Genomic DNA, 21,717 nt, shown 5'->3' with positions numbered 1-21,717 from the left:
GTGAATTCGGTCCTGTGTTTATTAAATTCAACGAGTTCACTATCAATAAACGAGGTGTTGCGGGCAATGGAAAAACGCAAGATTGCGTGATATTCAGATTGTGGATATCACGTATTCACGTTGAAACAGCCGAATTGAATTGTGGATACCACGTAAGAAAAATGTGGATAGTACGTAAAACACAGGAATATGCGATTGCGCGGCGTGTCCAAGTGTGTTCGTTAGGATTTCGTTAAACACATTTCTCGCACGTTCGGGAAATTAACAATCGATTGTTCGAGACGTACTTTTGAACATGTGCTGATTTTTTAAGCAGTTTGTCTGCCTGTTTTTTAATCAGTGCTGTCGAGAAAAGAATAGCACCTCGCGGAATGGACGTTAGCTTCCAAAAGTGTCTGCCGCGCGAAACGATGACGTCGCCGACGCACAGAAGATCGATATCACACGCCAAGCTTTTCGACCAGAAAATCGATGAAGGCCCGCACGCGTAGCGGCAGATGACGGCCATGCGGATACATCAACGAAAACGCGCGCGTGCCGCCTGAATACGGTTGCAGCACTTCGACCAGTGTGCCGGCGCGCAGATCTTCTTCGACGATGAAACGATAGGTCTGGAACAGGCCCGCGCCTTTGCGTGCCAGCGTGACGGCACTGACGTAATCGCCGGACGTGCGATAGCCGCCTTGCGTGGCGATTTCTTCGACAATGCCGTTCTGACGGATCAACCACGGAATATCGCGCCCGCTGCTCGGCAACTCGAACTGGATGCAATCGTGTTTTTCCAGATCAGCCGGTGTACGCGGCGCGCCGGCGCGTTTCAGATAAGCGGGTGTGGCGACGATAACGAGTGGCGCGTCTTCCAGCTTGCGGCCGATCATGTTGGAGTCGTTCGGCAAGCGTCCGCGAATCGCGAGATCGTAGCCTTCCTCGATGAAATCGATATTGCGATTGCTGACGTGGGTTTCGATCGTCACGTCCGGATACTTGTTGCGGAATTCCGCCAGCAGCGGCAGCACGCGATAGTGCGCGTACGGCACCGGCAGGCTGATACGTAAGTGACCTGCGGGCGCGGTCTGTTTGCCGGTGACTTCGTTCTCCGCATCGACCAGTTGCGTCAACGCCTGGCGACATTGATCGAAATACGCCTTGCCGCCATCGGTCAGGCGGATCTGTCGCGTGGTGCGGACAAACAGTCGTGCACCGAGACGCTGTTCCAGTCGCGAGACGGAACGGCTGACCGCCGCTGGCGTGACGCCCGCCAGCGTCGCTGCCGCGGTAAAGCTGCCGAGCTCTGCCGCGAGGCAGAACAGCTCGATGCTGCCCAGCAGAATGTCGTCGAATTGTCGTTTCATCTCATTCCATTCATTACATCATGTATCAAGTAATTTGCTGATTCATGTATTTATCACTCCGTTCAGCATAAGTAAAGTTCGTTTCACGGTCAGCGCTGCAAATCATGCACGGCGGCCGCGGCAAGGACATCCGGTCCGGCTGCCATTGCAAACCTACTTTTACTTGAAGGAATAATCATGAACACAGCATCGAAAAACAACGCAGAAAACAAAACCGTTATCGTCACCGGCGCATCCAGCGGCATCGGTCTGGCCGTTGCCGAGGCTTACATCAAGCGCGGCTACAACGTGGTCGGCAACGCGCGTACCCTGTCGCGTCTGCAAGAGGTCGCCGAAAAACTCGGCCAGCGTTTCGTCCCGGTCGACGGCGATATCGGCGATGCCGCCGTCGCCAAGCGTGTGTTCGATACCGCCGTCGCGCAATTCGGCAAGGTCGATATCCTGATCAACAACGCCGGGATTTTCCTCGCCAAACCGTTTGCCGAATACACGACCGATGACGTTGATCGCATTTTCGATACCAACCTGAAAGGCTTTCTGTACATTACGCAATTGGCAGGCACGCACATGGTTGGCAATCGTGACGGCCACATCGTCAATGTGACGGCCAGCGTCGCACTGCAACCGTCGGCCAAGGTGCCGGCACTGTTGCCGGTATTGGTAAAAGGCGGATTGAATCAGGCCACGCGTGCACTGGCGATCGAGCTGGCACCGCACAATGTGATGGTCAACGCCGTCGCGCCCGGCGTGATCGATACGCCGATGCATCACCCTGATTCGCATGGTTTCCTGAAGGCGCTGCATCCGGTCGGCGCAATGGGCACCAATCAGGACATCGTCGATGCCGTTCTGTACCTGACCAGTGCGCGTTTCACCACGGGCGCGGTGCTGGCGGTGGACGGCGGCATGAGCGCCGGTTCGTTGTAATCAGCCGTTTCGCAGTCAGTTCGTCTTACTAATAGAGATTTATTTTTCAGGAGATCGTCATGCCATTCGTCAATATTCAAATCACCCGCGAGGGAAATGTCACCGCTGAACAGAAAGCCGCGCTGATCAAGGGCAGCACCGAGTTGTTGCAAAAGGTGCTGAACAAGAATCCGGAAACGACCTTCGTCATCATCGACGAAGTCGATACCGACAACTGGGGCGTCGGCGGCGAATCGGTCACCGTGCGCCGTGCGTCCGGGAAATGACAATCGATTGTTCGATCGGATAAATCGGTTGTGTGACAGCTGCGAGGATAGTTGCGCTGTCTGTTTTTGATTCGCGTCATTCGATGTCATCCCGATGACCTGTGACGGACGCATCTTGCAATTGCGTCCGTCGTTTTGGATCAGTACGACTTGTACGCCAGATACTTGCCGCTCATGACAATCTTCACGCGATCGCCGTTCGGGTCTGGCTCGCGCTGCAGATCCATCTTGAAGTCGATCGCACTCATGATGCCGTCGCCGAATTCTTCATGGATCAGTTCCTTGAACGTGGTGCCATATACCTGCACCAGTTCGTAGAAGCGATAGATGGTCGGATCGGTCGGCACGGCGGTCGGCAGCGAACCGCGGTATGGCACCACCATCAGCCATTTCTTTTCTTCATCGGTCAGGCCGAACAGTTTTGCAGCGGCGTCGGCTTGCGCCGCGTTCATCGTCATCTGTCCGTGGCAGGCGGCGGTGACCCATTCCTTGCTGAGGCCGACCTTGGTCGCGATCTCGGACCATTTCAGGCCTTTCGATACTTTGGCGGTGATGATTTTTTCGGTTACATCGAGTCGATTCACGTAATACTCCTCAAGATGGATGGCTTTCAATGTGGCGCTGGACGGAGATACCGGTTGACCTGCATCGGACCGCCATCATGGGGAATGCAAGATTCATGCGCATACGCGCCGGGATGAAGCGGAAACGGATAGGGAGGCGACGCGGCGTTCGGGAATGTCTGCACAGCAACAGGACAATGAGTGGCCGTTAACGCGATTGAACGCAATGGAATGCAGCGGAAATTATTTTTAATGAAAGTGGGAATAAACTGGCCGCTTCCACGTTTACGTCCATGTCAGCGCAGTATGCGCAATGACGTGACGGCGATGGATACGTATGTTTCGCTGCCGTCCTTTTATCGTCTTTTCCGGATTTTCCCATCTCAACGAAAAGGAATCACCATGAAAATTTCCCATCTCCTGTTGTCCGGCGTTGCCGCATTCGCATTCTCCAGCGCCGCTTTTGCCCAGAGCGTTCCGGTCAAGAAGGCCGACGGCATTCTCGTCACCAGCGAAGGCATGACCGTTTATACCTTCGACAAAGACACCGCCAACAGCGGCAAGAGCGTTTGCAACAGCGGTTGCGCAACGGCATGGCCGCCGGTTTCCGCTGCCGGCGTCAAGGCTGCCGAGCCGTATTCGGTCGTGACACGTGACGACGGTTCCGCACAACTGGCGTACAAGGGCAAGCCACTGTATCTGTTCGCGTCCGACAAGAAGGCCGGCGATCGTAATGGCGACAACTTCAAGGACGTCTGGCACGTCGTCAAGGATTGATCGGCTCATCCAATTAACAGCATGAAGAAGAATCGCCATGCAGGATGACCGCGAGCATCTGATTGCCTGCATTCCGCGCCTGCGCCGTTACGCGCGGGCGCTGGTCGGCGACCGAACGCGTGCGGACGATCTGGTGCAGGACACGATGGAGCGCGGCTGGAAAAAGCTGGCGTCGTGGCAACGCGGCAGCGACATGCGTGCCTGGCTGTTTGGCATCATGCACAACCTGCATGTCGACCAGGTACGGCGGCCGTCCATACAGACCGAAGTGCTGGACGAAGATTCGCTGCATCCTTCAGTTAGGGAATCGCATGTGGGCAATCTGGAAATGCGCGATCTCGAGTCCGCACTGCATGCATTGCCTGCCGAGCAGCGAGAAATCCTGCTGCTGGTTGCGCTTGAGGAAATGTCGTACGACGAGGTGGCTGCGACGCTCGGTTTGCCGATCGGCACCGTGATGTCGCGCTTGTCGCGCGCGCGACAAAAGATGCGCGCACTGATGGAAGGGCGACCGCTGGTGTCGCAATTAAAGGTAGTCAAATGAATCAGCTTCCCGTTACCGAAGCAGATCTGCACGCATACGCCGATGGTTTGCTCAGCACGACACGTTGCGAAGAGATTGCGGTTTATCTGGCAGTGCGTCCGGAAGAACAGGCGCGTGTCGATGCCTGGCGTGCGCAAAACGAAGGCTTGCGCCGGTTGTTCGATCCGGTGCTGGACGAGCCGGTGCCGGCACGTCTGTCGTCCGGCATGCTCGGGTGGTCGCAGCGTTTCGGTTCTTCTGTGAGCCCTTATCTGGTTCGTTATGCGGCGGCGGTGCTGCTGGCACTGAGCGGCGGCGTTGGCGGCTGGACCCTGCACGGCGCGATGCAGCCGGACGGCATGCTGGCGCGTGACGATATCGCGGCGCATATCGGCATCGCACCAGTGGATGCTGCGTTCGCACGCCAGGCGGCGATTGCACATGTGGTTTACAGCCCGGATGCGCGTCGTCCGGTCGAGATCGGCGCCGATCAGGAAGAGCAGCTGGTGGCATGGCTGTCGAAACGGCTCGGCACGACGATGCGTCCGCCGCATCTTGGCAGCCTGGGGTACGAACTGATCGGCGGGCGTCTGCTGCCGGGCGACAACGGGCCGGTTGCGCAGTTCATGTATCACGATGCCGGAGGCCAGCGCTTGACACTCTATGTATCAAACAAGGAACAGAGCGGGCGCGACACCGGCTTCCGCTTCGCTCAGGAAGGCTTGGTCAATGTCTTTTACTGGATAGACGGCCGCTTCGGCTACGCGCTGTCGGCCGGTATCGACAAGGGTGAACTGGCACGCGTTGCCAATGCCGTCTACGAACAACTGGAGAAAAAATCCTCATGAAGAAAACAATTGCGGCAGGCGCGCGCGCGTCTGCTACGTGGACGGCGCTCGCCTGTGCATTCTGGATGCAGGCATCGTTTGCACACGATATGGCACACGACATGCAGCACGACATGCCGGGGGCGCATATGCAAACACAGGCGCCGCCGCCGTTCGTTGCCAGCACCGCCAAGCCGTTCGACGACCTGATGAACGATGCGATGGTGGTTATGGAATACAGCATGACCGACGCACCGATGACGGGCAACGCCGACCACGATTTCGTCACGATGATGATTCCGCATCACCAAGGCGCGGTCGACATGGCGAAGGCAGTGCTGCTGTACACCGCCGACCCGGAAATGCGTAATCTGGCGCAGGGAATCATCACCGAGCAACAGTATGAAATCAAGCTGATGCAGTTGTGGCTGCAACGGCATCCGGCTGACGCCGCAATGGCACAGCCGGCGCAATGAACATCAACGACACAAGGAATCATCCATGAACATCTTTTCTGCATCGATGAAACAAACGGCTTTGGCTATCGCCATCGCCGGGATTACTGGCACGGCGTTCGCCGCTCCATCGGCACAGGACCGCGTCTATACGGCCGACCAGAACAGCAACACCGTCTCAGTCATCAACCCGGCGACGAATACGCTGCTGGGTCAGATTCGCCTCGGCAACGAACGGCCTGACGTGCTGTCTCCGCTGTACAAAGGCGAGATCAATGTGCATGGCATGGGTTTTTCGCCGGATCACAAGACCTTGATCGTCGTTTCCAACGGTTCCAATTCGGTGACCTTCATCGATACCGCGACGAACACGGTCAAGGGAAAAACCTATATCGGCCGTTCGCCGCATGAGGGATTCTTCACTGCCGACGGCAAAGAGGTCTGGGTTGTCGTGCGTGGGGAGGATTACATCTCTGTTATTGATCCGAAGACCTTCAAGGAGACGCGTCGCATCGAGACTGCACCGGGTCCGGGCATGGTGCAGTTTCTGCCGGACGGCAAGCTGGCGTTTGCCGTTTCCAGTTTTACACCGGAGGTCGATGTAATCGATGTGAAGAAGCACAAGATCGTCAAGCGGATTCCGGTCGTCAGTCCGTTCTCGCCATTCCTGCAGTTCACGCCGGACTACAAGGAAATGTGGATGACGCACAAGGACGTCGGCAAGGTTACCCGCATCGACACGAAGACGCTGGAAGTGAAGGGTGTCATCGATACCGGTTTCATCACCAATCATCTGTCGTTTGCAAAAGTCGGTGGCCAGACTTATGCGTACGTGACGATTGGCGGCGAGAATCTGGTGAAGGTCTATACCACCGGCGACGCACCAAAGCTGATTGCATCGATCCCGACCGGCGCGCTACCGCACGGCATCTGGACGTCGGACGACAGCAGTCGCGTTTACGTCGGGCTGGAGAACGGTGATGCCGTCGAAGTGATCGACACCGCCGTCAACAAGGTGACAGCGCACATTGCGATCGGCCAGGCGCCGCAAGCGCTGGTATTCCTGTCGCATGCGGTGCCGCACGGCGACGGCACGCAGAATCTGGTGGCACGCACGAATGGCGAGTCGATCAACGTCACACTGAAACCGGTCAATGGCGAGGCGAAGGGATTCGTCGTATCGCGCAATCTCGGCGTCGTCGATGCGCTGGAAGTGTCGCTGTTCAAGCTGAAGCCGATGACCAACTACAGCGTCTATGTCAGCGGACAGGACGCACCGGTCGCGCGTTTTCGCACCAATCCGAAGGGTATGGCAAACGGCACGGCTATCGGTCCGTTGCGCAATGTGGCGGCGACGCTATCATCCGAACAGGTCGGCGCCAGCCGTATCGTCGTGATGGAAGGCGATGCGCCGGCCGACCCGGCACAGGCGGTCCTAGTCAGCGCGAACGCCGCATAATTTTCTCGTCATTGCTGTTGCCGGCCATTGCGGATGTTTCGCGATGGTCGCCTTTTCATGGCAACCGTTGCGTTAGAATTGGCTCCGGAATGACCTTAAACCGGACGGGTGCAACGAGGAGACGACATGCATTATCAAGGTTCCTGCCATTGCGGCGACATCACGTTTGAAGCGGATGGCGAAATCGATCACGCGATCGAATGTAACTGTTCCTACTGCAGTCGCAAGGGGACGTTGCTGTGGTTCGTGCCGCGTATCAATTTCAAGCTGAAAAGCGGCGAGGACAAGGCCACCGTCTACAAATTCAACAAGCACCGGATCGAACATCGTTTCTGCACGACCTGCGGTTGTCAGCCGTTTGCGTTCGGCACCGATCCCGCAGGCAACGAAATTGCCGCGATCAATGTGCGTTGCGTGGATGGTGTCGATCTGGCGACGTTGAAGCGGCATCAATACGACGGCCGCAGCGCCTGACGTAATAAAGCGTTATTACGGATAGCCCACCGGCTTACCGGGAATGTCCGGCATCGGGATGAATTCGGTTTCGCCCGGCACGGCGGCAAAGCGTTGATGCTTCCAGTCTTCCTTCGCCTGCTCCAGACGATCCGGAGAGCTGGACACGAAATTCCACGATACGTAGCGCGAGCCATCCATCGGTTCGCCGCCAAGCAGCATCAGGCGTGTCGTACCCGGTCCTGCACCGCGCAGCGTGACCGCGGTATTTGCCTTCAATGCCAGCAACTGGCCGGCCTCGAACACGCCATCGCGGCCAAGGTCGAGTCTGCCTTCGACGACATACATCGCCTGCTCGGGATATTCGGCCGGTACGTCGAGCCTGGAACCTGCAGTCAGCGTCACATCGACATAAAACAGATCGGACAATGTCGGTACCGGCGCAGTCTTGCCGAAGAAACTGCCGGCGACCACGATTGCCGAAGCGCCATCGCCTTCCAGCTTCGGCAATGCATTGGCCGCGATGTGCGCAAAACCGGGGTCGGTTTCTTCGTGCTTTTTCGGCAGCGCGACCCAGCATTGCAATCCATACAGCGACGATGCCTGTTGGCGCGTCGTCGCATTGGTGCGCTCGGAATGCACGATGCCGCTGCCGGCCGTCATCCAGTTGACGGCGCCCCGCTGGATGGTCTGGACCGAACCGACGCTGTCGCGATGCTCGATCTCGCCATCGAATAAATAGGTGACGGTCGCCAGCCCGATGTGCGGATGCGGTCGCACGTCGAGGCCGTGACCGGCGGTAAATCCATGCGGCCCCATCTGGTCGAGAAAGACGAAAGGGCCGACCATGCGTTTTTGCGTCGTCGGCAGCGCACGACGGACTTCGAAGTTGTCGCCCAGATCGCGCGTACGCGGGACGACGACGATTTCCAGTGCGCTGTCGTTTTCCATGATCAGTTACCGTCGGTGATGATCTCGATCTTGCCGGACAGGATCTTGTGGATCGGGCACTTGTTGGCGATACCGATCAGGCTTTCCTTCTGTTCGGCTGTCAGGTCACCGTGGAAAGTCAGGTGACGGTGGAAGACATACGCGCCATCCTTGTCTGCGTGTTCGACTTTTACATCGACTTTTTGCAGGTCCATGCCCTTGCGCTGTGCATACATGTTCAGCGTCAATGCGGTGCAGGCACCGAGCGAAGAAGCCAGCAGGTCGTGCGGCGTGAAGCCGGCGTCGTCGCCGCCGTATTGCGACGGTGCGTCGGCGATCAGTTTGTGCGGGCCGACTTCGACCACATGTTGCAGCTTGCCTTCACCTCGGGTTACTAGTACGTCCATCCGGAAATCTCCAATCTATAAACAGGGAACATGGGCGGCAGAACAAACGCGCCGCCGACTGACCGTACTATAACGTACCGGCAGGTCGCAGTTCGCACAAAAAACTTTCATCTTCCCGGCATGAACGCGACGCGCAGGATCGGAATACACTGTCCGTCATTGCTTATCAACAGAGAGGAACACTCATGGCGAACGCAACATCCCCCGGCATTCCAGCGACTCTGATCCCCGGCGACGGTATCGGGCCGGAAATCGTTGATGTCGTCGTGCGTGTATTCGACACACTGGGCAGCCCGTTCGCATGGGAAACCTGCCAGGCCGGCGTCAATGCGCTGGAGAAAAGCGGTGACCTTCTGCCGCCCGAAACACTGGCCAGCATTCGTCGCACCGGCCTCGCGCTGAAAGGTCCGCTGACGACACCGATCGGCGGCGGCTTCCGCTCCGTCAACGTGCGACTGCGCGAAACTTTTCAACTGTATGCCAATGTGCGTCCCGCACGTACCATCGTCCCCGGCGGCCGCTACGAAAAAATCGATCTGGTGCTGGTGCGCGAAAACCTGGAGGGTCTGTACGTCGGACATGAACATTACGTGCCGATCGGCGACGATGCGCATGCCGTCGCGATGGCGACCGGCATCAACACGCGTGCCGGTGCACGACGCATCGCGCGCTTCGCCTTCGATTACGCGGTGCGCAACAACCGCAAGAAAGTCACCATCGTGCACAAGGCGAACGTGCTGAAGGCGCTGACAGGACTGTTTCTGGAAACGGCTCAACAGGTCGGGCTCGATTATGCCGACCAGCTTGAGTTCAACGACCGTATTGTCGACGCCTGCGCGATGCAACTGGTGTTGAACCCGTGGCAGTTCGACGTGATCGTGTCGACCAACCTGTTCGGCGACATTCTGTCGGATCAGATCGCCGGCCTGGTCGGCGGCCTCGGCATGGCGCCGGGCGCCAACATCGGCGAGGGTGCAGCAATCTTCGAAGCGGTGCACGGCTCGGCGCCGGACATTGCCGGTCAGGGTTTGGCGAACCCGACGGCGTTGCTGCTGGCCGGTGCGCTGATGCTCGATCACAAGAACCTGCATGCGCCGGCAAAAAAACTGCGCGACGCGATCGACGACGTACTGGGAGCGGAAAGCGGCCGCACCGCCGATCTCGGTGGCAAGACCTCGACGTCGAAATATGGCGATCTGCTGATCGAACGACTGCGCGGCTGAGGGCGATATCAATCGATATCAGGTCTTCGGAACAGGATCTGCAGAAAATAAAAAAGAGAGGAGAACGGTAGCGTTCTCCTCTCTTTTTTCATGGTGCCGGTAACGGCTGCATGTTCGCAGCGCAGGCGGTTTTCAAGGAATGATTGCAGGTGTCGGCGCAGCGGGTGCCGACATGGCGGTCGCGGGAGGAGCGGGCGCAGGAGCGGGGACCGGAACCTGCGCTGGAACCGGGGCTGCAATCGGAACCGGAACGGCAGTTGGTGCCACGACTGGCGCCGCAACGACTGGCGCTGACGGCAGCGTTGCCACTGGTGTTGCTATCGCTGCCGGTGCTTCGCTTACCGGTTTTGCCGAAATGCTCGGTGGATCGATCGGTTCCTGTTCCGTGTCGGGGCCGTTATCCAGGAATTTTTCGACCACATCGAAAAAGCGCGCATAAAACCCTTCCGCCGAAATCGTTTCACTCGCGACCTTCACCAGTGAGTCGTCGCTGGCAGAGAACGGTACCGATACCGAACCCAGCACGCCGACACCGAGGCTGGCGACATTGTTCACCTTCTTCAGCGCATAGCGATCTTCCAGCGCATTGACATAGACCGACGACTTGTCGCCCTTGGCATCGTCATCGGTGCAGACCACACGGAACGCAATCTGTACATGCGCATCGCTGCGCGGCTGGAAGCTCTTGGTGCCGTTGATCTGGTTCGCCGTGACGGCGCCGATCACATAGCCCTGGCTCAACAGCGTGCGCCGCACCGCCTCGCAGGCAACCGTGGAAGACACCTCGAAGCGACGCGAATAGATATCGGTCGAATCGAATTTCTCCTCCTTGTAGACGGTCGGCGGCGTCGACGAACAGCCGACAACGACGAAAGGAACGACGAGAAGCAGCATTGCCTGCAGCAAAGTGCGCGAACTGAATTGCATGAAGGATTCCCCAGAGTGACGCTGTGCGTGCGAATGGCGCTCGCGCCTTTCATTGACTGTGCGGAAGGGTAAAGATTCCAGGCAATCGCGGCTGCCGCGGGGGTGATTGCCGCAGGCAGACAAAAGGTTATCCACAAGTTTATTAACGGATTGCAAAACAATATCGGCGTTATTTGATGCGTAGCGCATATGGTATTCCATCCTGGACAACGCGCCTTCCCTTGCGGGCGATGACATCGCGTGCATCGAATAAAACGCAATGTTGATAAACCGCCATTCGCAATCTCGGTTAATCTTCATGCTTTGTCGTTTCCAACATGAGAAAAGAATGGGCAATCTGGTAATTGTTCGCCACGGCGAGTCGCAGTGGAACATGGAAAACCGTTTCACCGGCTGGACCGATATCGACATTACCGAAAAAGGCCGTCAACAGGCGCGCCGCGCCGGACGGGCACTGGCAGACGCCGGTTTTCATTTCGATCTCGCCGTCACGTCGGTGCTGAAACGGACCATCCGCTCGCAATGGCTGATCCTCGACGAGATGGATGCGATGTACACGCCGATCCTCAAGCACTGGCGGCTGAACGAACGGCACTACGGTGGCCTGACCGGGTTACGGCGTGATGACACGATTGCCCGATTCGGCGAAGACCAGGTCTGGAAATGGCGACGCGGTTTCGACAGTCGCCCACCGTTGATGGACGCAACCGATCCGCGCGCGCCGTTTCGCGAGGCGCGTTATCACGATATTCCGCAACAGCTGCTGCCCCTTGGTGAATCCCTGAAGGATACCGTCGAGCGGGTGCGCGTGTATTGGGACGAGGCCATCGTGCCGGTTCTCAAACAGGGGAAAAACGTGATCATCTGCACGCACGGCAACAGCCAGCGCGCGCTGGTCAAGCTGGTGGAGGACATGCCTGACGACGAGGTCGCCAGTTTCGACGTGCCGAACGGCGTGCCGCTGATCTATAAGCTGGACGCCGACTTGCGCGTGCTGGACCGGCATTCGATGCAGATCGCGGAAGCAACAGTATCGGCAATCCTCTGATCGTGTAACACCGTGATGCGGCGATGACCTCAACAGTCGTCGCCGCTTTTTTTTGCTCAATCGGGCGACGTCAGTCCGAGCCGTTCATGCCAGTCGGCCAGCGATTCCTTCGGATAGACGCCGAACTTCCTGTCTTTTTTCCCCGCGTCGATTTCCACCCACGGCGCCTTGAAGTCCAGCATCAGGTGCGTGGTTTCCGGCGGTACCGGCAGTGGCGTATCGATCGCCGAGGCGAACGGATGAACGAGGTCCGGCCATTCCGGATCGTACAGCCATAGCGCGCTGCCGCAGCGCCGGCAGAAATGGCGTTCGGCCCCGCTGGCATGCGTGCGTTGTCCCTCGACGCGCATCACCGCGTGATAGACGCTGATGTCGTCCTTGCCTTTTACCTTGAGAGTTTTCGCGTCGCCGCCGATATTGATGGCATAACCGCCACCGCCTTGCGTCTTGCGGCAGATCGAGCAGTAGCAGCGCTGGTAGGGAACAGGTGTTTTGCTATGCAGCGTAAAGTGCACGGCACCGCAGTGGCAGGAACCTTCAAGTTGCATAATGCCTCCTAATCATGAGGGGATCGGCAAAAGAGAGGGATTGTTCACCGATGACCGGTTCGGTTCGATTCGCAGGAAGGTAAACAATTTCAGATATTTTCCAAACAATCGTCAAATAGCCGTATAAATAGTCATGTAAATAACGTTTTATGCTGCAAAGCTGTTCAATGTATGCCTCGCCTTGGGTTACCATTTTGATGACTCGCCTACGTGGATACTATCTTGACGAATGCGCATCGTAAAATCGATCACCGCCTTTCAGGACCATTGAAAAAGTACGGCTACCTGAAAGACCATCTCGGCGCTATCCTCCTCTGGCCCGCAGGCTGCCTGCTGCTGGCATTGATCGTCTGGGGCATCACGCTCAGCAAGATCAGCATGGACAGGGAAGCGGCTGAAAAGAATGCCTACGCCACGGCGACTTCGCTGTCCGATGCCTATTCTGAACAGCTTGCCCGCACCGTCGAACAGATCGATGCGCTGACACTCAGCCTCAAGTACTACTGGGAGCACAGCCAGGGCAAGATCGACCTGCAGGACCAGTTGCGCGAAGGCCTGTATCCGCCCTCCACCGATCTGTACCTGACCGTCATCGATCGTAACGGCGTTGGCATTGCCAGCACGCTGGGCGGCCCGCAGATCAACGTCTCCGACCGGCCGTACTTCCGGTTCCACCGTTCCCATCCGGAAGCCGGCCTGCGTGTGGATCCGTCACTGAGCAAAGGCCGCCGTTCCGGCCGTTCCGTGATTCGGTTCACGCGCCGCCTGAATACATCAGGCGGCGTGTTCGACGGCATCGTCTCGGTCGGCGTCGAACCGGCATTCCTTGCATCCTTCAATGACGAAAGCAGTCTCAAGCCGCACGACTTCATTTCGGTGCGTCATGACGACGGCACCCTGCTGGTCAGCGAAAAAGGCGAGGAAATCCGTGGCGGTCAGGTCCATCTGCAGCCTCCGGTTTTTCCGACCGATAGCGGCGTGATCCGCATGTCGGCAGACAAGTATCGCGACAACGAGGCACGCATTCTTGCGTGGCACAAACTGCACGGTTATCCGCTGGTGTCGTATGTCGGCCTGTCGGAAAAGGACTTGTTCGCGGCACAGAGCGAGACGGCGGAAAGCTATCGTCAGATTGCCGCCGCAGCCAGCGTGCTGTTCCTGATCGTGGCGTTGATCGGCATGCACTTTTCGACACGGCTTGCGTGGCGCAAGAAACAGGCGGAAGAAGTCAAACGCACGTATCACCTCGCGATCGACGATGCGCGCGAAGGGTTCTACATGGTGCGGGCGGTCTATACCGACAACAACGTGTTGCAGGATTTCGTGGTCGAGGATTGCAACGAGCGCGGCGCTTCGCTGGTCGGCCACCTGAAGAAAACGCTGATTGGTACCAAGGTGTCGGACGTCAAACTCGGGCAGGATCCGCAACAGTGCCTGTCGGTGTATCGGCGCGCGATGGAGGTCGGATTCTATGAAGATGAATTCCAGTTCGTCGACCCCAAGCCCGGACAGCCGAGCTGGCTGCATCGTCGGCTCGTGCGTTCGCAGACCGGACTGGCAGTGACGTTGCGCGACATTTCAGAAACCAAGGAACACGAGCAACTGTTGCTGACGATGGCCAACACCGATGCGCTCACGGGTTTGCCGAACCGGTACTGGCTCATCAACTATCTGCCGACCGCACTGCGTAACGCCAAGAGTCGCGACGGCATTCTCGCCGTGCTGTTCATCGATCTGGACAACTTCAAGAACGTCAACGATTCGCTCGGTCACGCGATGGGCGACAAGCTGCTGCGTCTGGCGGCGGCACGGCTCAAATCGGTGCTGCGGTCGGAGGATCACGTCATCCGCCTCGGCGGCGACGAGTTCACGGTGCTGCTCGGTTCCGTCGCCAATCATGAAGAAGTCACGCATGTCGCCACCCGCATCACCGAAGCCTTCCGCGAATCGTTCGTCATCCTCGGCCGCGACATGCGCATCGGTACTTCGATCGGCATCAGCATGTTTCCGCGCGACGGCGTCGAGCCGGATGCACTGATCCAGAAGGCCGATATCGCAATGTATGCCGCCAAGGACGAGGGCAAGGGCACGTTCCATTTCTACGATCAGCAGTTATACGAAGGCATACGCACCAAGCTCAATGTCGAGGCCGAACTCGTGCGTGCGATCGGCGAGAACCAGTTCGAGATGTTCTACCAGCCGCGCGTCGATACCTTTACCGGGCAGATCACCGGACTGGAAGCGCTGGTGCGCTGGCGGCATCCGCAACGCGGCATGATCCTGCCCTCCGAATTCATCCCGTTGGCCGAAAAGAACGGCTGTATCGTGCAGCTCGGCGAGCTGGTGATCGATCAGGTCTGCGCACAGATTGCGCAATGGCAGCGAGAAGGCGAGCCGCTGGTGCCGATCTCGATCAATATTTCGCCGCGCCAGCTCAATGCCGGCGGCGTCGATACGCTGATTGCGGGTTTGCTGAAGAGTCATGGCGTGGCGCCGAGCGCGATTGAAGTCGAATTGACGGAATCGGCCATGATGAGCGAAGCGTCGGATGTGATCGGCCAGGTCGCCGCGATCAGTAACGTCGGCATCAAAATCCATCTCGACGATTTCGGCACCGGCTATTCATCGCTGTCGCGCCTGCAGGAAATCAACATGCACATCATCAAGGTCGATCGCGCGTTTACTTCCAAGCTCGGCCTTGGCAGGGAAGGCGAAATCCTGTTCAAGACCATCGTGTTGATGGCGAAGGCGCTCGACATGGGCGTCATCGCCGAAGGCGTGGAAACGGAAGAGCAGTTGCGCGTTCTGCGCGAACTGGGCTGCGACGAGATACAGGGATATTTCGTCTCGCGTCCGTTGCCGGCGACGGATATTTTGCCGTTGATGCGTCAGCAGATTCTGCTGGCAGATGCGACCGTTCCATAAGCGATCGTCCATAAACAACTACGGCATCGATACGAAGACATGATCTGACGACGCATGTCTGATCATGCCCCACATTCGCAGTATTTCATGCTGCGTCATGCACATGCCTGTTTCAGGCAATCCTGATTCAATTCCTCCTGCCAAATTTCCTTGTCGAAAGACGATGATGAGGAAACTCGTGAAGACCCTCATTTCGTCAGAACCAATTTTTCATGTCGGACTCCCATTAGCCTGAAAACGTTTTGCATTTATTTCTTCAGGAGAACCGTTCATGAATAAAAGAAATCTGCTTCAGCTAGCCGGTGTCGCATCCGTGGTCGTCACACTTGGCCTTACTGCACATGCGCAAACATCGACGTCCAAGGATCCTGCTGCTGCCACCGCAGAAGCCCGTGTCAGCAGCGGTGACCGTGAATTGATGCAAGACATCGCGCAGGCAAATCTGGCTGAAATCGATACCGGCAAGCTTGCGCTGGAAAAATCGCAAAACCCTGAAGTCAGGAAATTTGCGCAAATGATGATCGACGATCATACGAAGGCGCAACAGGACCTGCTGACGATTGCCCAATCGAAAGGAGTGACCTTGCCGACGGAGCCCGACATTCAGCACAAAACCCTTGCCACTGCGTTGAAGCTGCTGAGCGGCAACACGTTCGATAGCCAATATATTTCGCGTGTCGGCGTAGGGGATCACGAACGTGCGGAGAAGCTGCTCGACAAAACGATCAAGGAAACATCGGATCAGGACTTGAAGGCCTACGCGGAAAAAACCATCAAGGGCGTGCAGCACCATCTGGGCGTGGCGCAGGGTATGGAAAACAGCCAGAAGAAGTAACGCGCCTGATTGATTGCCAGCCGCTCACGCGGCGGCTGCGTCGGGAAACGTCGGTGCATTCAACTCAAGCCTGACGTATTCCGGTCCTATTGGAAGAATTCCTTCATCAGAAATTCCTCCAGTTCGGCATTGTCCTTCTGACGTGCCGACAGCGTGACAACGCGGCCCAGGCGATCCGACTCCCACGGAAAATCGCCCGCCTGCGTCTGCCGAATCACCTCGATGATCTTGCGGATGATCGCGCGATCCACGTCGCCGTTCGGCCCCGCATCTACTTGAATCAACTGACGCATATCGCTTCTGCGTCGCACATTCCAGCCGCGGAAGATGAACTCGGCGTTGCGCACGCCTTTATAAGTGATCTGGAACACGCCGCCCGAATCGTTGCGGCCGCGTGACTGCATCTCCATCATGTGCTGGATGTTCTCTCGTGCAATCGCGTTGTCGTCCTGCGGCGGTGCGCTTTCCGGTTCCACGATGCCGGCGGCGCGACGTCGCTCACGCGCGGCGGCCAGCATGTCGGAAATGTCTGCGGCAGGCGCAACCTGATTAGGGGCTTTCGGCGACGGTGGCAATTGCAGTTTGGCGACGCTGGATGATTTGGGCGCGTCGGATTTTTTCTGTGCGGTGCGTACTTGTGACGGTTTTTGGGGCGTCGGTTTTTTCGCCATGGGCGGCGGTTCCAGCACGGTCTTTTTCGGCGGTGCGGCCGGCGCGGGCCTGGCGGGCGGCGACATCGGCAACAGGCGCACGGTCAGCGGCTGGTTGCCTTTTGGCCCCGGTGCGCTGAGATCCATGGGCGGCGACTGGTCTTCCGCCGCGTGGAATAGGAGCAGGCCGTGCAGCAACAGGGAAAGCGCAAGGCCGATCGCGGTACGTGCGCGGTGGTTGGCAAGAATCGGTTGGGACTTCATGTGCAGCAACAGGTGAAAACCGCTCCATTATGGGCCCGCCACGATTTTTGCGTGGTGTGGCGTATTTGCGCGGACCGCAATAAGAGTGGCCGCGCCGTGCTTGGTTCATTCCTTTTCCGCTCTCGACAGATCTCTAATATGCCTTTGGACATACGTATTAACACGTAGTGAATTTACGTACTAATACGTATTGTTGCCCCCGACCTAAATCCGTATCGTCACGAAATCTTAACGACGGCCTAACTCTATCCTGAGATAAAAGGCTTGGCTGAAGAAACGGCGTGTCTTACAAAGATGGCAATTCTACTCGGCAATGATGGCAAGACTTGGTTGCTTCACCGCGGAACGGTTGTTACGAAAACGAGGTGCAGCAACCGATTGACAGACCGCCAGGACGATCGGTAACGATTCGTGCCAGCGGGGGCGGAACGGCGATCGACCGGACCAGATATGGCCGCCTGACAAAAAATATGCGCCGCCGTTGCAATTGCATCAGCGACATTAAACAAGCAATCGTCTTCCGGGCCGTTCCCCACGCGGCTCCAGATGGCATGAGGATACAAACATGACAGAAGTAACAACCATCCGGTCGGATCGCGTTTCTGCGCGTGCATCCGCCACATTCGTTCAGTGCGATTTTGCCCTGCAATTCAACCCATCGATTCAAGGAGCTGGCAAATGAGCGGCGGACCTTCGGCAACATTAGACAAACCAGTATCCAACAAGCGTTGGTGGCAGCTGGTCGTCGGCGTGATCTGCATGATCGCGACCGCAAACATTCAATACGCATGGACGCTGTTCGTTCCTGAGATTCAAGACAAGTTCGGCTGGGCGCGTGCAGAGATCCAGATCGCGTTTACGCTGTTCGTCCTGGTTCAAACCTGGCTGGCACCGATCGAAGGTTACTTCATCGATAAACTCGGCCCACGTCTGATGGTGGCATTCGGCGCGATCTTCATCGGTCTCGCATGGGTCATCAACTCGCAGGCTGATTCGCTGATGGGCTTCTACATCGGCGCGGCATTCGGTGGTATCGGCGTCGGTTCGATCTACGCTACCTGTATCAACAACGCGTTGAAATGGTTCCCGGACCGCCGTGGTCTGGCAGTCGGCCTGACCGCTGGTGGTTACGGTGCCGGTTCCGCTGCAACGATTCTGCCGATCGCGGCAATGATCGAAAAGTCGGGCTTCCAGGAAACCTTCCTGTTCTTCGGCCTGCTGCAAGGTGGTCTGGCATTTGCTGCTGCATGGTTCCTGCGTTCGCCTGCAAAAGGTGAAGTGTCGGTGTCGGCAAAACTGGCTCAAGCCAGCCGCGACTACACGTTGAAGGAAGCGCTGAACACCAAACTGTTCTGGCTGATGTTCTTCATGTTCATCTGCGTCGTCACCGGCGGCATGATGGCAGTTGCACAGCTGGGCGTGATCGCAACCGATCTGGGCGTCAAGCACTTCGAAGTCGACATGTACTTCTTCGTGATGGCTGCGTTGCCACTGGCACTGATGCTCGACCGCATCATGAACGGTATCTCGCGTCCGCTGTTCGGCTGGATTTCGGACAACATCGGCCGTGAAAAAACCATGGTCATCGCGTTCACGCTGGAAGGCTTCGGCATCATCGCTCTGGGCTACTTCGGTCACAACCCATGGGCGTTCCTGATCCTGTCGGGCGTCGTGTTCCTGGCCTGGGGTGAAGTGTATTCGCTGTTCTCGGCTCTGGCTGGTGACGCGTTCGGCACCAAGCACATCGGCAAGATCTACGGCGTGCTGTACACCGCGAAAGGTATCGGCGCACTGTTCGTTCCAGTCGGTAACCTGATGATGGAAGCAACCGGTACGTGGTCGACCGTTCTGTACACCGTTGCGTGTATGGACATCACTGCAGCGATTCTCGCGGTCGTCGCCCTGCGTCCGACCCTTGCCAAGCACGTCGCCAGATCCAAGGCGCTGCAGCAAGAGGAAAACGCAGCGCGCGGTGGCGCACCGGCTACGGCCTGAAGCAATCTGTAGTTAGTACGATCTCAACTTTCATGGGCCCTTCGGGGCCCTTTTTTTTGTTTGGCGCAAATGGAAAAAACGAAGGCGGCTCTATTTGAAAACAATAGAGGCCGAAGTGTCTGATTGTTGAACAAACGAGATCAGCGTTGAAATTCCGCCAGAATCTCTTCTACATACGCGACGAACGCTCGGGCTTTTATGCTCGCCATTCTTCCGGTCGGATACACCGCCCAAAGTTCAATCGTGGGAAGCGTCCATTCGCCGAGCACGACCTGCACTTCTCCGCTGCGCAGTTCCGGCACGAACATCCATTCGGAAGCGATGGCCAATCCCATGTCGGAGAGAACCGCCGCGCGCACGCCTTCGGCCGCATTCAACGCGATACGTCCCGACACTGCAACAACGACTTCTTCGTCATCGCGCTTGAATGCCCACACGCCGCCGCCGCCGCGCTGCTCATAAACGATGGCCTGGTGATCGAGCAAATCCTTGGGTTGGGTGGGAATGCCTGCTGCAGAAAAATAGGCGGGCGTGCCGACGACAAAGCGTCGGCTTTCGCTGATTTTTCGTGCGGTCATGGCGGAATCGTCCAGCGTGCCCATGCGCAGGGCGACATCCACGCCGGCTTCCAGCAAATCGATGTTCCGGTCGTCCAGTACGATCTCGATCACCAGATCGGGATGCATTGCCAGAAAATTTTTCATCGCCGGCACGATATGCAGTCGCGCGAAGCTGACTGCAGCGCTGACTCTCAGCCTGCCGGATAAATTCGCGCCCGCGCCTCTGGCGGAAAATTCGGCTTCATCCGCCTCTTCGATCGATCGTTTGGCGCGCTCATAAAATCGCTGGCCTGCTTCGGTCGGCGTCAGTCCTCGCGTCGAGCGCGATAGCAGGCGCACGTTGAGTTTGGCTTCCAGTTGCGCAATCGCTTTTGAAACGGCAGGCTGGCCCACATTCATCCTGCGCGCGCCACCGGAAAACGATCCCGTTTCAAACACCGCGACATACGTTTCCATCACCGCCATGCGATCCATAGGCCATTCCCCCTTGGAATGGATGATAGCACTCGTTCTTCGCATTCTATTTGAAGGCGAAGCACTGTTTAAAGCGGGGATGGCCGTTCTTCGTAGATTTGGCTAAGAGTTTTATTCCTTGAAGGAATAAGTGATATTGCCATTGGACGGCTACCTAGGTGCTGATGAACTTGCGACTATCGTTCTCACCAACTAACCCAAAAGGAAAAATCATGATCCGTTTAAAAGATAAAGTCGTTGTCATTACTGGCGGCAGCAGCGGCATCGGCCTCGCCACCGCGCAGCGATTCGTTGAAGAAGGCGCGTACGTCTACATTACCGGTCGTCGCCAAGGTGAACTGGATAAAGCGGTGGCTTTGATCGGCCGCAACGTGGCAGCCGTTCAGGGCGATGTTTCGAAACAGGAAGATCTGGATCGTCTCTACGCAAAAGTGAAAGCGGAAAAGGGACGTATCGATGTCCTGTTCGCCAACTCCGGCATCATCGAACACAAGACAATCGATGCAGTGACAATGGAGCATTTCGACAAAACGTTTGACGTGAACGTGCGCGGACTTCTTTTCTCCGTACAAAAAGCGTTGCCGCTGATGTCGTCCGGCGCAAGCATCATCCTGACCAGTTCCATCGCTGGTTACAAAGGCATGCCGGCGCACGGCACGTACAGCGCGACCAAAGCCGCCGTGCGCTCGTTTGCTCGTACGTGGACATTGGAACTGAAAGACCGCGGCATCCGTGTCAATACCCTGAGTCCCGGTGCCACCGATACACCGATCATCGATGGACAGGTCCAGACGAAGGAACAGGCTGCAGCGTTACGTGCAAATTTTGCCGCAGCAATCCCACTGGGTCGCCTTGGTCGCGCAGAAGAAATCGCTGCCGCCGCACTGTTTCTTGCGTCAGATGAAAGCAGCTATGTTGCAGGCATTGAACTGTCGGTCGACGGCGGTCTGGCGCAAGTTTGATCTTGCTCGCGGTTGAGCATCGAGCAGCGGCTGTCAAGTTGAGCGTTGCAGCGTGCTGAATAAAAAATCGATGGCGTCATTGCCATCGTTTTTTTATTTACGCCGCTATGTTCGATGCAAAGAGGATGCACCGGGATGCGGTCAGGCTCCATTATCATGGCGAAAGGCCGTGATCGATGCGATTAGTTCGTGCGGCATTGGTTGGTATTTCATCCGATTGCGCGGTGATCTGATCGATTTCCCCTGCTTTTGCCATTTGCAGCGCTTGCAGGCGGATAAACGTGTTTATTCGCGGGTTTTCGACGGCAAGAGAGTAAACTGCGTGCCATCTTTCGCATTCCTGCGAAACGAGCCTTCTTGCGAGCAA

22 protein-coding genes are annotated in these 21,717 nt (G+C 57.2%); 14 read left to right on the top strand and 8 right to left on the bottom strand.

Annotated elements, in window-relative coordinates:
* Nucleotides 1-440: 440 nt before the first annotated feature.
* Nucleotides 441-1,352, bottom strand: coding sequence for a LysR family transcriptional regulator (locus tag VN114_RS09165; RefSeq protein WP_325514132.1), 912 nt, complete (start codon nt 1,350-1,352; stop codon nt 441-443).
* Nucleotides 1,353-1,529: 177 nt separating this feature from the next.
* Here VN114_RS09165 and VN114_RS09160 point away from each other — a divergent pair, with 177 nt between their 5' ends.
* Together VN114_RS09160 and VN114_RS09155 are read left to right on the top strand one after the other, a co-directional pair.
* Nucleotides 1,530-2,279 (top strand): SDR family NAD(P)-dependent oxidoreductase, encoded by a 750-nt coding sequence (locus VN114_RS09160; protein WP_325514130.1) that lies wholly within the window; start codon nt 1,530-1,532, stop codon nt 2,277-2,279.
* Between the two features lie 59 nt (nt 2,280-2,338).
* Nucleotides 2,339-2,545 carry a 4-oxalocrotonate tautomerase family protein gene (locus VN114_RS09155; RefSeq protein ID WP_325514128.1) on the top strand — a complete coding sequence of 69 codons (207 nt, stop codon included), beginning with the start codon at nt 2,339-2,341 and terminating at the stop codon, nt 2,543-2,545.
* Nucleotides 2,546-2,685: 140 nt separating this feature from the next.
* Here VN114_RS09155 and cynS read toward each other — a convergent pair whose 3' ends face one another.
* Entirely contained in the window at nt 2,686-3,129 is a 444-nt protein-coding gene (cynS, locus tag VN114_RS09150) for a cyanase (RefSeq protein WP_325514126.1), read from the bottom strand.
* 381 nt (nt 3,130-3,510) lie between these two features.
* Here cynS and VN114_RS09145 point away from each other — a divergent pair, with 381 nt between their 5' ends.
* The 6 genes from VN114_RS09145 (at nt 3,511) to VN114_RS09120 (ending at nt 7,623) form a co-directional block, all read left to right on the top strand.
* Nucleotides 3,511-3,885: a hypothetical protein gene (locus VN114_RS09145; RefSeq protein WP_325514124.1), complete on the top strand. Its 375-nt coding sequence runs from the start codon at nt 3,511-3,513 to the stop codon at nt 3,883-3,885.
* Nucleotides 3,886-3,922: 37 nt separating this feature from the next.
* A complete protein-coding gene (locus tag VN114_RS09140) occupies nt 3,923-4,429 on the top strand; it encodes an RNA polymerase sigma factor (protein WP_325514122.1) in 507 nt (168 codons plus the stop codon).
* Complete coding sequence (locus VN114_RS09135) at nt 4,426-5,256, top strand: anti-sigma factor (RefSeq protein WP_325514120.1); 831 nt, start codon at nt 4,426-4,428, stop codon at nt 5,254-5,256. The genes VN114_RS09140 and VN114_RS09135 overlap by 4 nt, the downstream gene beginning before the upstream one ends.
* The gene (locus VN114_RS09130) at nt 5,253-5,711 is read left to right on the top strand and encodes a DUF305 domain-containing protein (RefSeq protein WP_414694213.1); all 459 of its coding nucleotides are present in this window, start codon (nt 5,253-5,255) and stop codon (nt 5,709-5,711) included. The genes VN114_RS09135 and VN114_RS09130 overlap by 4 nt, the downstream gene beginning before the upstream one ends.
* A gap of 46 nt (nt 5,712-5,757) precedes the next feature.
* A complete protein-coding gene (locus tag VN114_RS09125; protein WP_325514267.1) occupies nt 5,758-7,149 on the top strand; it encodes a hypothetical protein in 1,392 nt (463 codons plus the stop codon).
* A 126-nt stretch (nt 7,150-7,275) separates the two neighbouring features.
* A complete protein-coding gene (locus VN114_RS09120; RefSeq protein ID WP_325514118.1) occupies nt 7,276-7,623 on the top strand; it encodes a GFA family protein in 348 nt (115 codons plus the stop codon).
* A gap of 15 nt (nt 7,624-7,638) precedes the next feature.
* Here the strand turns inward: VN114_RS09120 and VN114_RS09115 are convergent, their stop codons facing one another.
* Nucleotides 7,639-8,553 carry a pirin family protein gene (locus VN114_RS09115; RefSeq protein ID WP_325514116.1) on the bottom strand — a complete coding sequence of 305 codons (915 nt, stop codon included), beginning with the start codon at nt 8,551-8,553 and terminating at the stop codon, nt 7,639-7,641.
* Between the two features lie 2 nt (nt 8,554-8,555).
* The gene (locus VN114_RS09110; protein WP_325514114.1) at nt 8,556-8,939 is read right to left on the bottom strand and encodes an OsmC family protein; all 384 of its coding nucleotides are present in this window, start codon (nt 8,937-8,939) and stop codon (nt 8,556-8,558) included.
* 185 nt (nt 8,940-9,124) lie between these two features.
* Here VN114_RS09110 and VN114_RS09105 point away from each other — a divergent pair, with 185 nt between their 5' ends.
* Nucleotides 9,125-10,162 carry an isocitrate/isopropylmalate dehydrogenase family protein gene (locus tag VN114_RS09105; protein WP_325514113.1) on the top strand — a complete coding sequence of 346 codons (1,038 nt, stop codon included), beginning with the start codon at nt 9,125-9,127 and terminating at the stop codon, nt 10,160-10,162.
* A 132-nt stretch (nt 10,163-10,294) separates the two neighbouring features.
* Here VN114_RS09105 and VN114_RS09100 read toward each other — a convergent pair whose 3' ends face one another.
* The gene (locus VN114_RS09100; protein ID WP_325514111.1) at nt 10,295-11,089 is read right to left on the bottom strand and encodes a DUF2242 domain-containing protein; all 795 of its coding nucleotides are present in this window, start codon (nt 11,087-11,089) and stop codon (nt 10,295-10,297) included.
* 328 nt (nt 11,090-11,417) lie between these two features.
* Here VN114_RS09100 and gpmA point away from each other — a divergent pair, with 328 nt between their 5' ends.
* The gene (gene gpmA / locus VN114_RS09095) at nt 11,418-12,137 is read left to right on the top strand and encodes a 2,3-diphosphoglycerate-dependent phosphoglycerate mutase (RefSeq protein WP_325514109.1); all 720 of its coding nucleotides are present in this window, start codon (nt 11,418-11,420) and stop codon (nt 12,135-12,137) included.
* 56 nt (nt 12,138-12,193) lie between these two features.
* On the opposite strand, the gene VN114_RS09090 is transcribed toward gpmA, so the two are convergent.
* The gene (locus tag VN114_RS09090) at nt 12,194-12,685 is read right to left on the bottom strand and encodes a GFA family protein (RefSeq protein ID WP_325514107.1); all 492 of its coding nucleotides are present in this window, start codon (nt 12,683-12,685) and stop codon (nt 12,194-12,196) included.
* Nucleotides 12,686-12,895: 210 nt separating this feature from the next.
* On the opposite strand from VN114_RS09090, the gene VN114_RS09085 reads away from it, so the two are divergent.
* Nucleotides 12,896-15,610, top strand: a complete 2,715-nt coding sequence (locus VN114_RS09085; protein WP_325514105.1) for a bifunctional diguanylate cyclase/phosphodiesterase — start codon at nt 12,896-12,898, stop codon at nt 15,608-15,610.
* A 271-nt stretch (nt 15,611-15,881) separates the two neighbouring features.
* Nucleotides 15,882-16,445, top strand: coding sequence for a DUF4142 domain-containing protein (locus VN114_RS09080; RefSeq protein ID WP_325514103.1), 564 nt, complete (start codon nt 15,882-15,884; stop codon nt 16,443-16,445).
* An 86-nt stretch (nt 16,446-16,531) separates the two neighbouring features.
* Here the strand turns inward: VN114_RS09080 and VN114_RS09075 are convergent, their stop codons facing one another.
* The gene (locus VN114_RS09075; RefSeq protein WP_325514101.1) at nt 16,532-17,359 is read right to left on the bottom strand and encodes a hypothetical protein; all 828 of its coding nucleotides are present in this window, start codon (nt 17,357-17,359) and stop codon (nt 16,532-16,534) included.
* Between the two features lie 678 nt (nt 17,360-18,037).
* Between VN114_RS09075 and oxlT the strand changes: the two genes are divergently transcribed.
* Entirely contained in the window at nt 18,038-19,354 is a 1,317-nt protein-coding gene (oxlT, locus tag VN114_RS09070) for an oxalate/formate MFS antiporter (protein ID WP_325514099.1), read from the top strand.
* Between the two features lie 140 nt (nt 19,355-19,494).
* Here oxlT and VN114_RS09065 read toward each other — a convergent pair whose 3' ends face one another.
* Complete coding sequence (locus VN114_RS09065) at nt 19,495-20,388, bottom strand: LysR family transcriptional regulator (RefSeq protein WP_325514097.1); 894 nt, start codon at nt 20,386-20,388, stop codon at nt 19,495-19,497.
* A gap of 212 nt (nt 20,389-20,600) precedes the next feature.
* Between VN114_RS09065 and VN114_RS09060 the strand changes: the two genes are divergently transcribed.
* On the top strand, nt 20,601-21,350 hold the full coding sequence (locus VN114_RS09060) for a glucose 1-dehydrogenase (RefSeq protein WP_325514095.1): 750 nt from the start codon (nt 20,601-20,603) through the stop codon (nt 21,348-21,350).
* Nucleotides 21,351-21,717: the final 367 nt, after the last annotated feature.

Source organism: Oxalicibacterium sp. (genome assembly GCF_035565035.1).
In the GTDB taxonomy this organism is placed as follows: domain Bacteria; phylum Pseudomonadota; class Gammaproteobacteria; order Burkholderiales; family Burkholderiaceae_D; genus Oxalicibacterium.
Note: the sequence above shows the minus strand (reverse complement) of the source record. Positions and strands in the feature narration are given on the sequence as shown.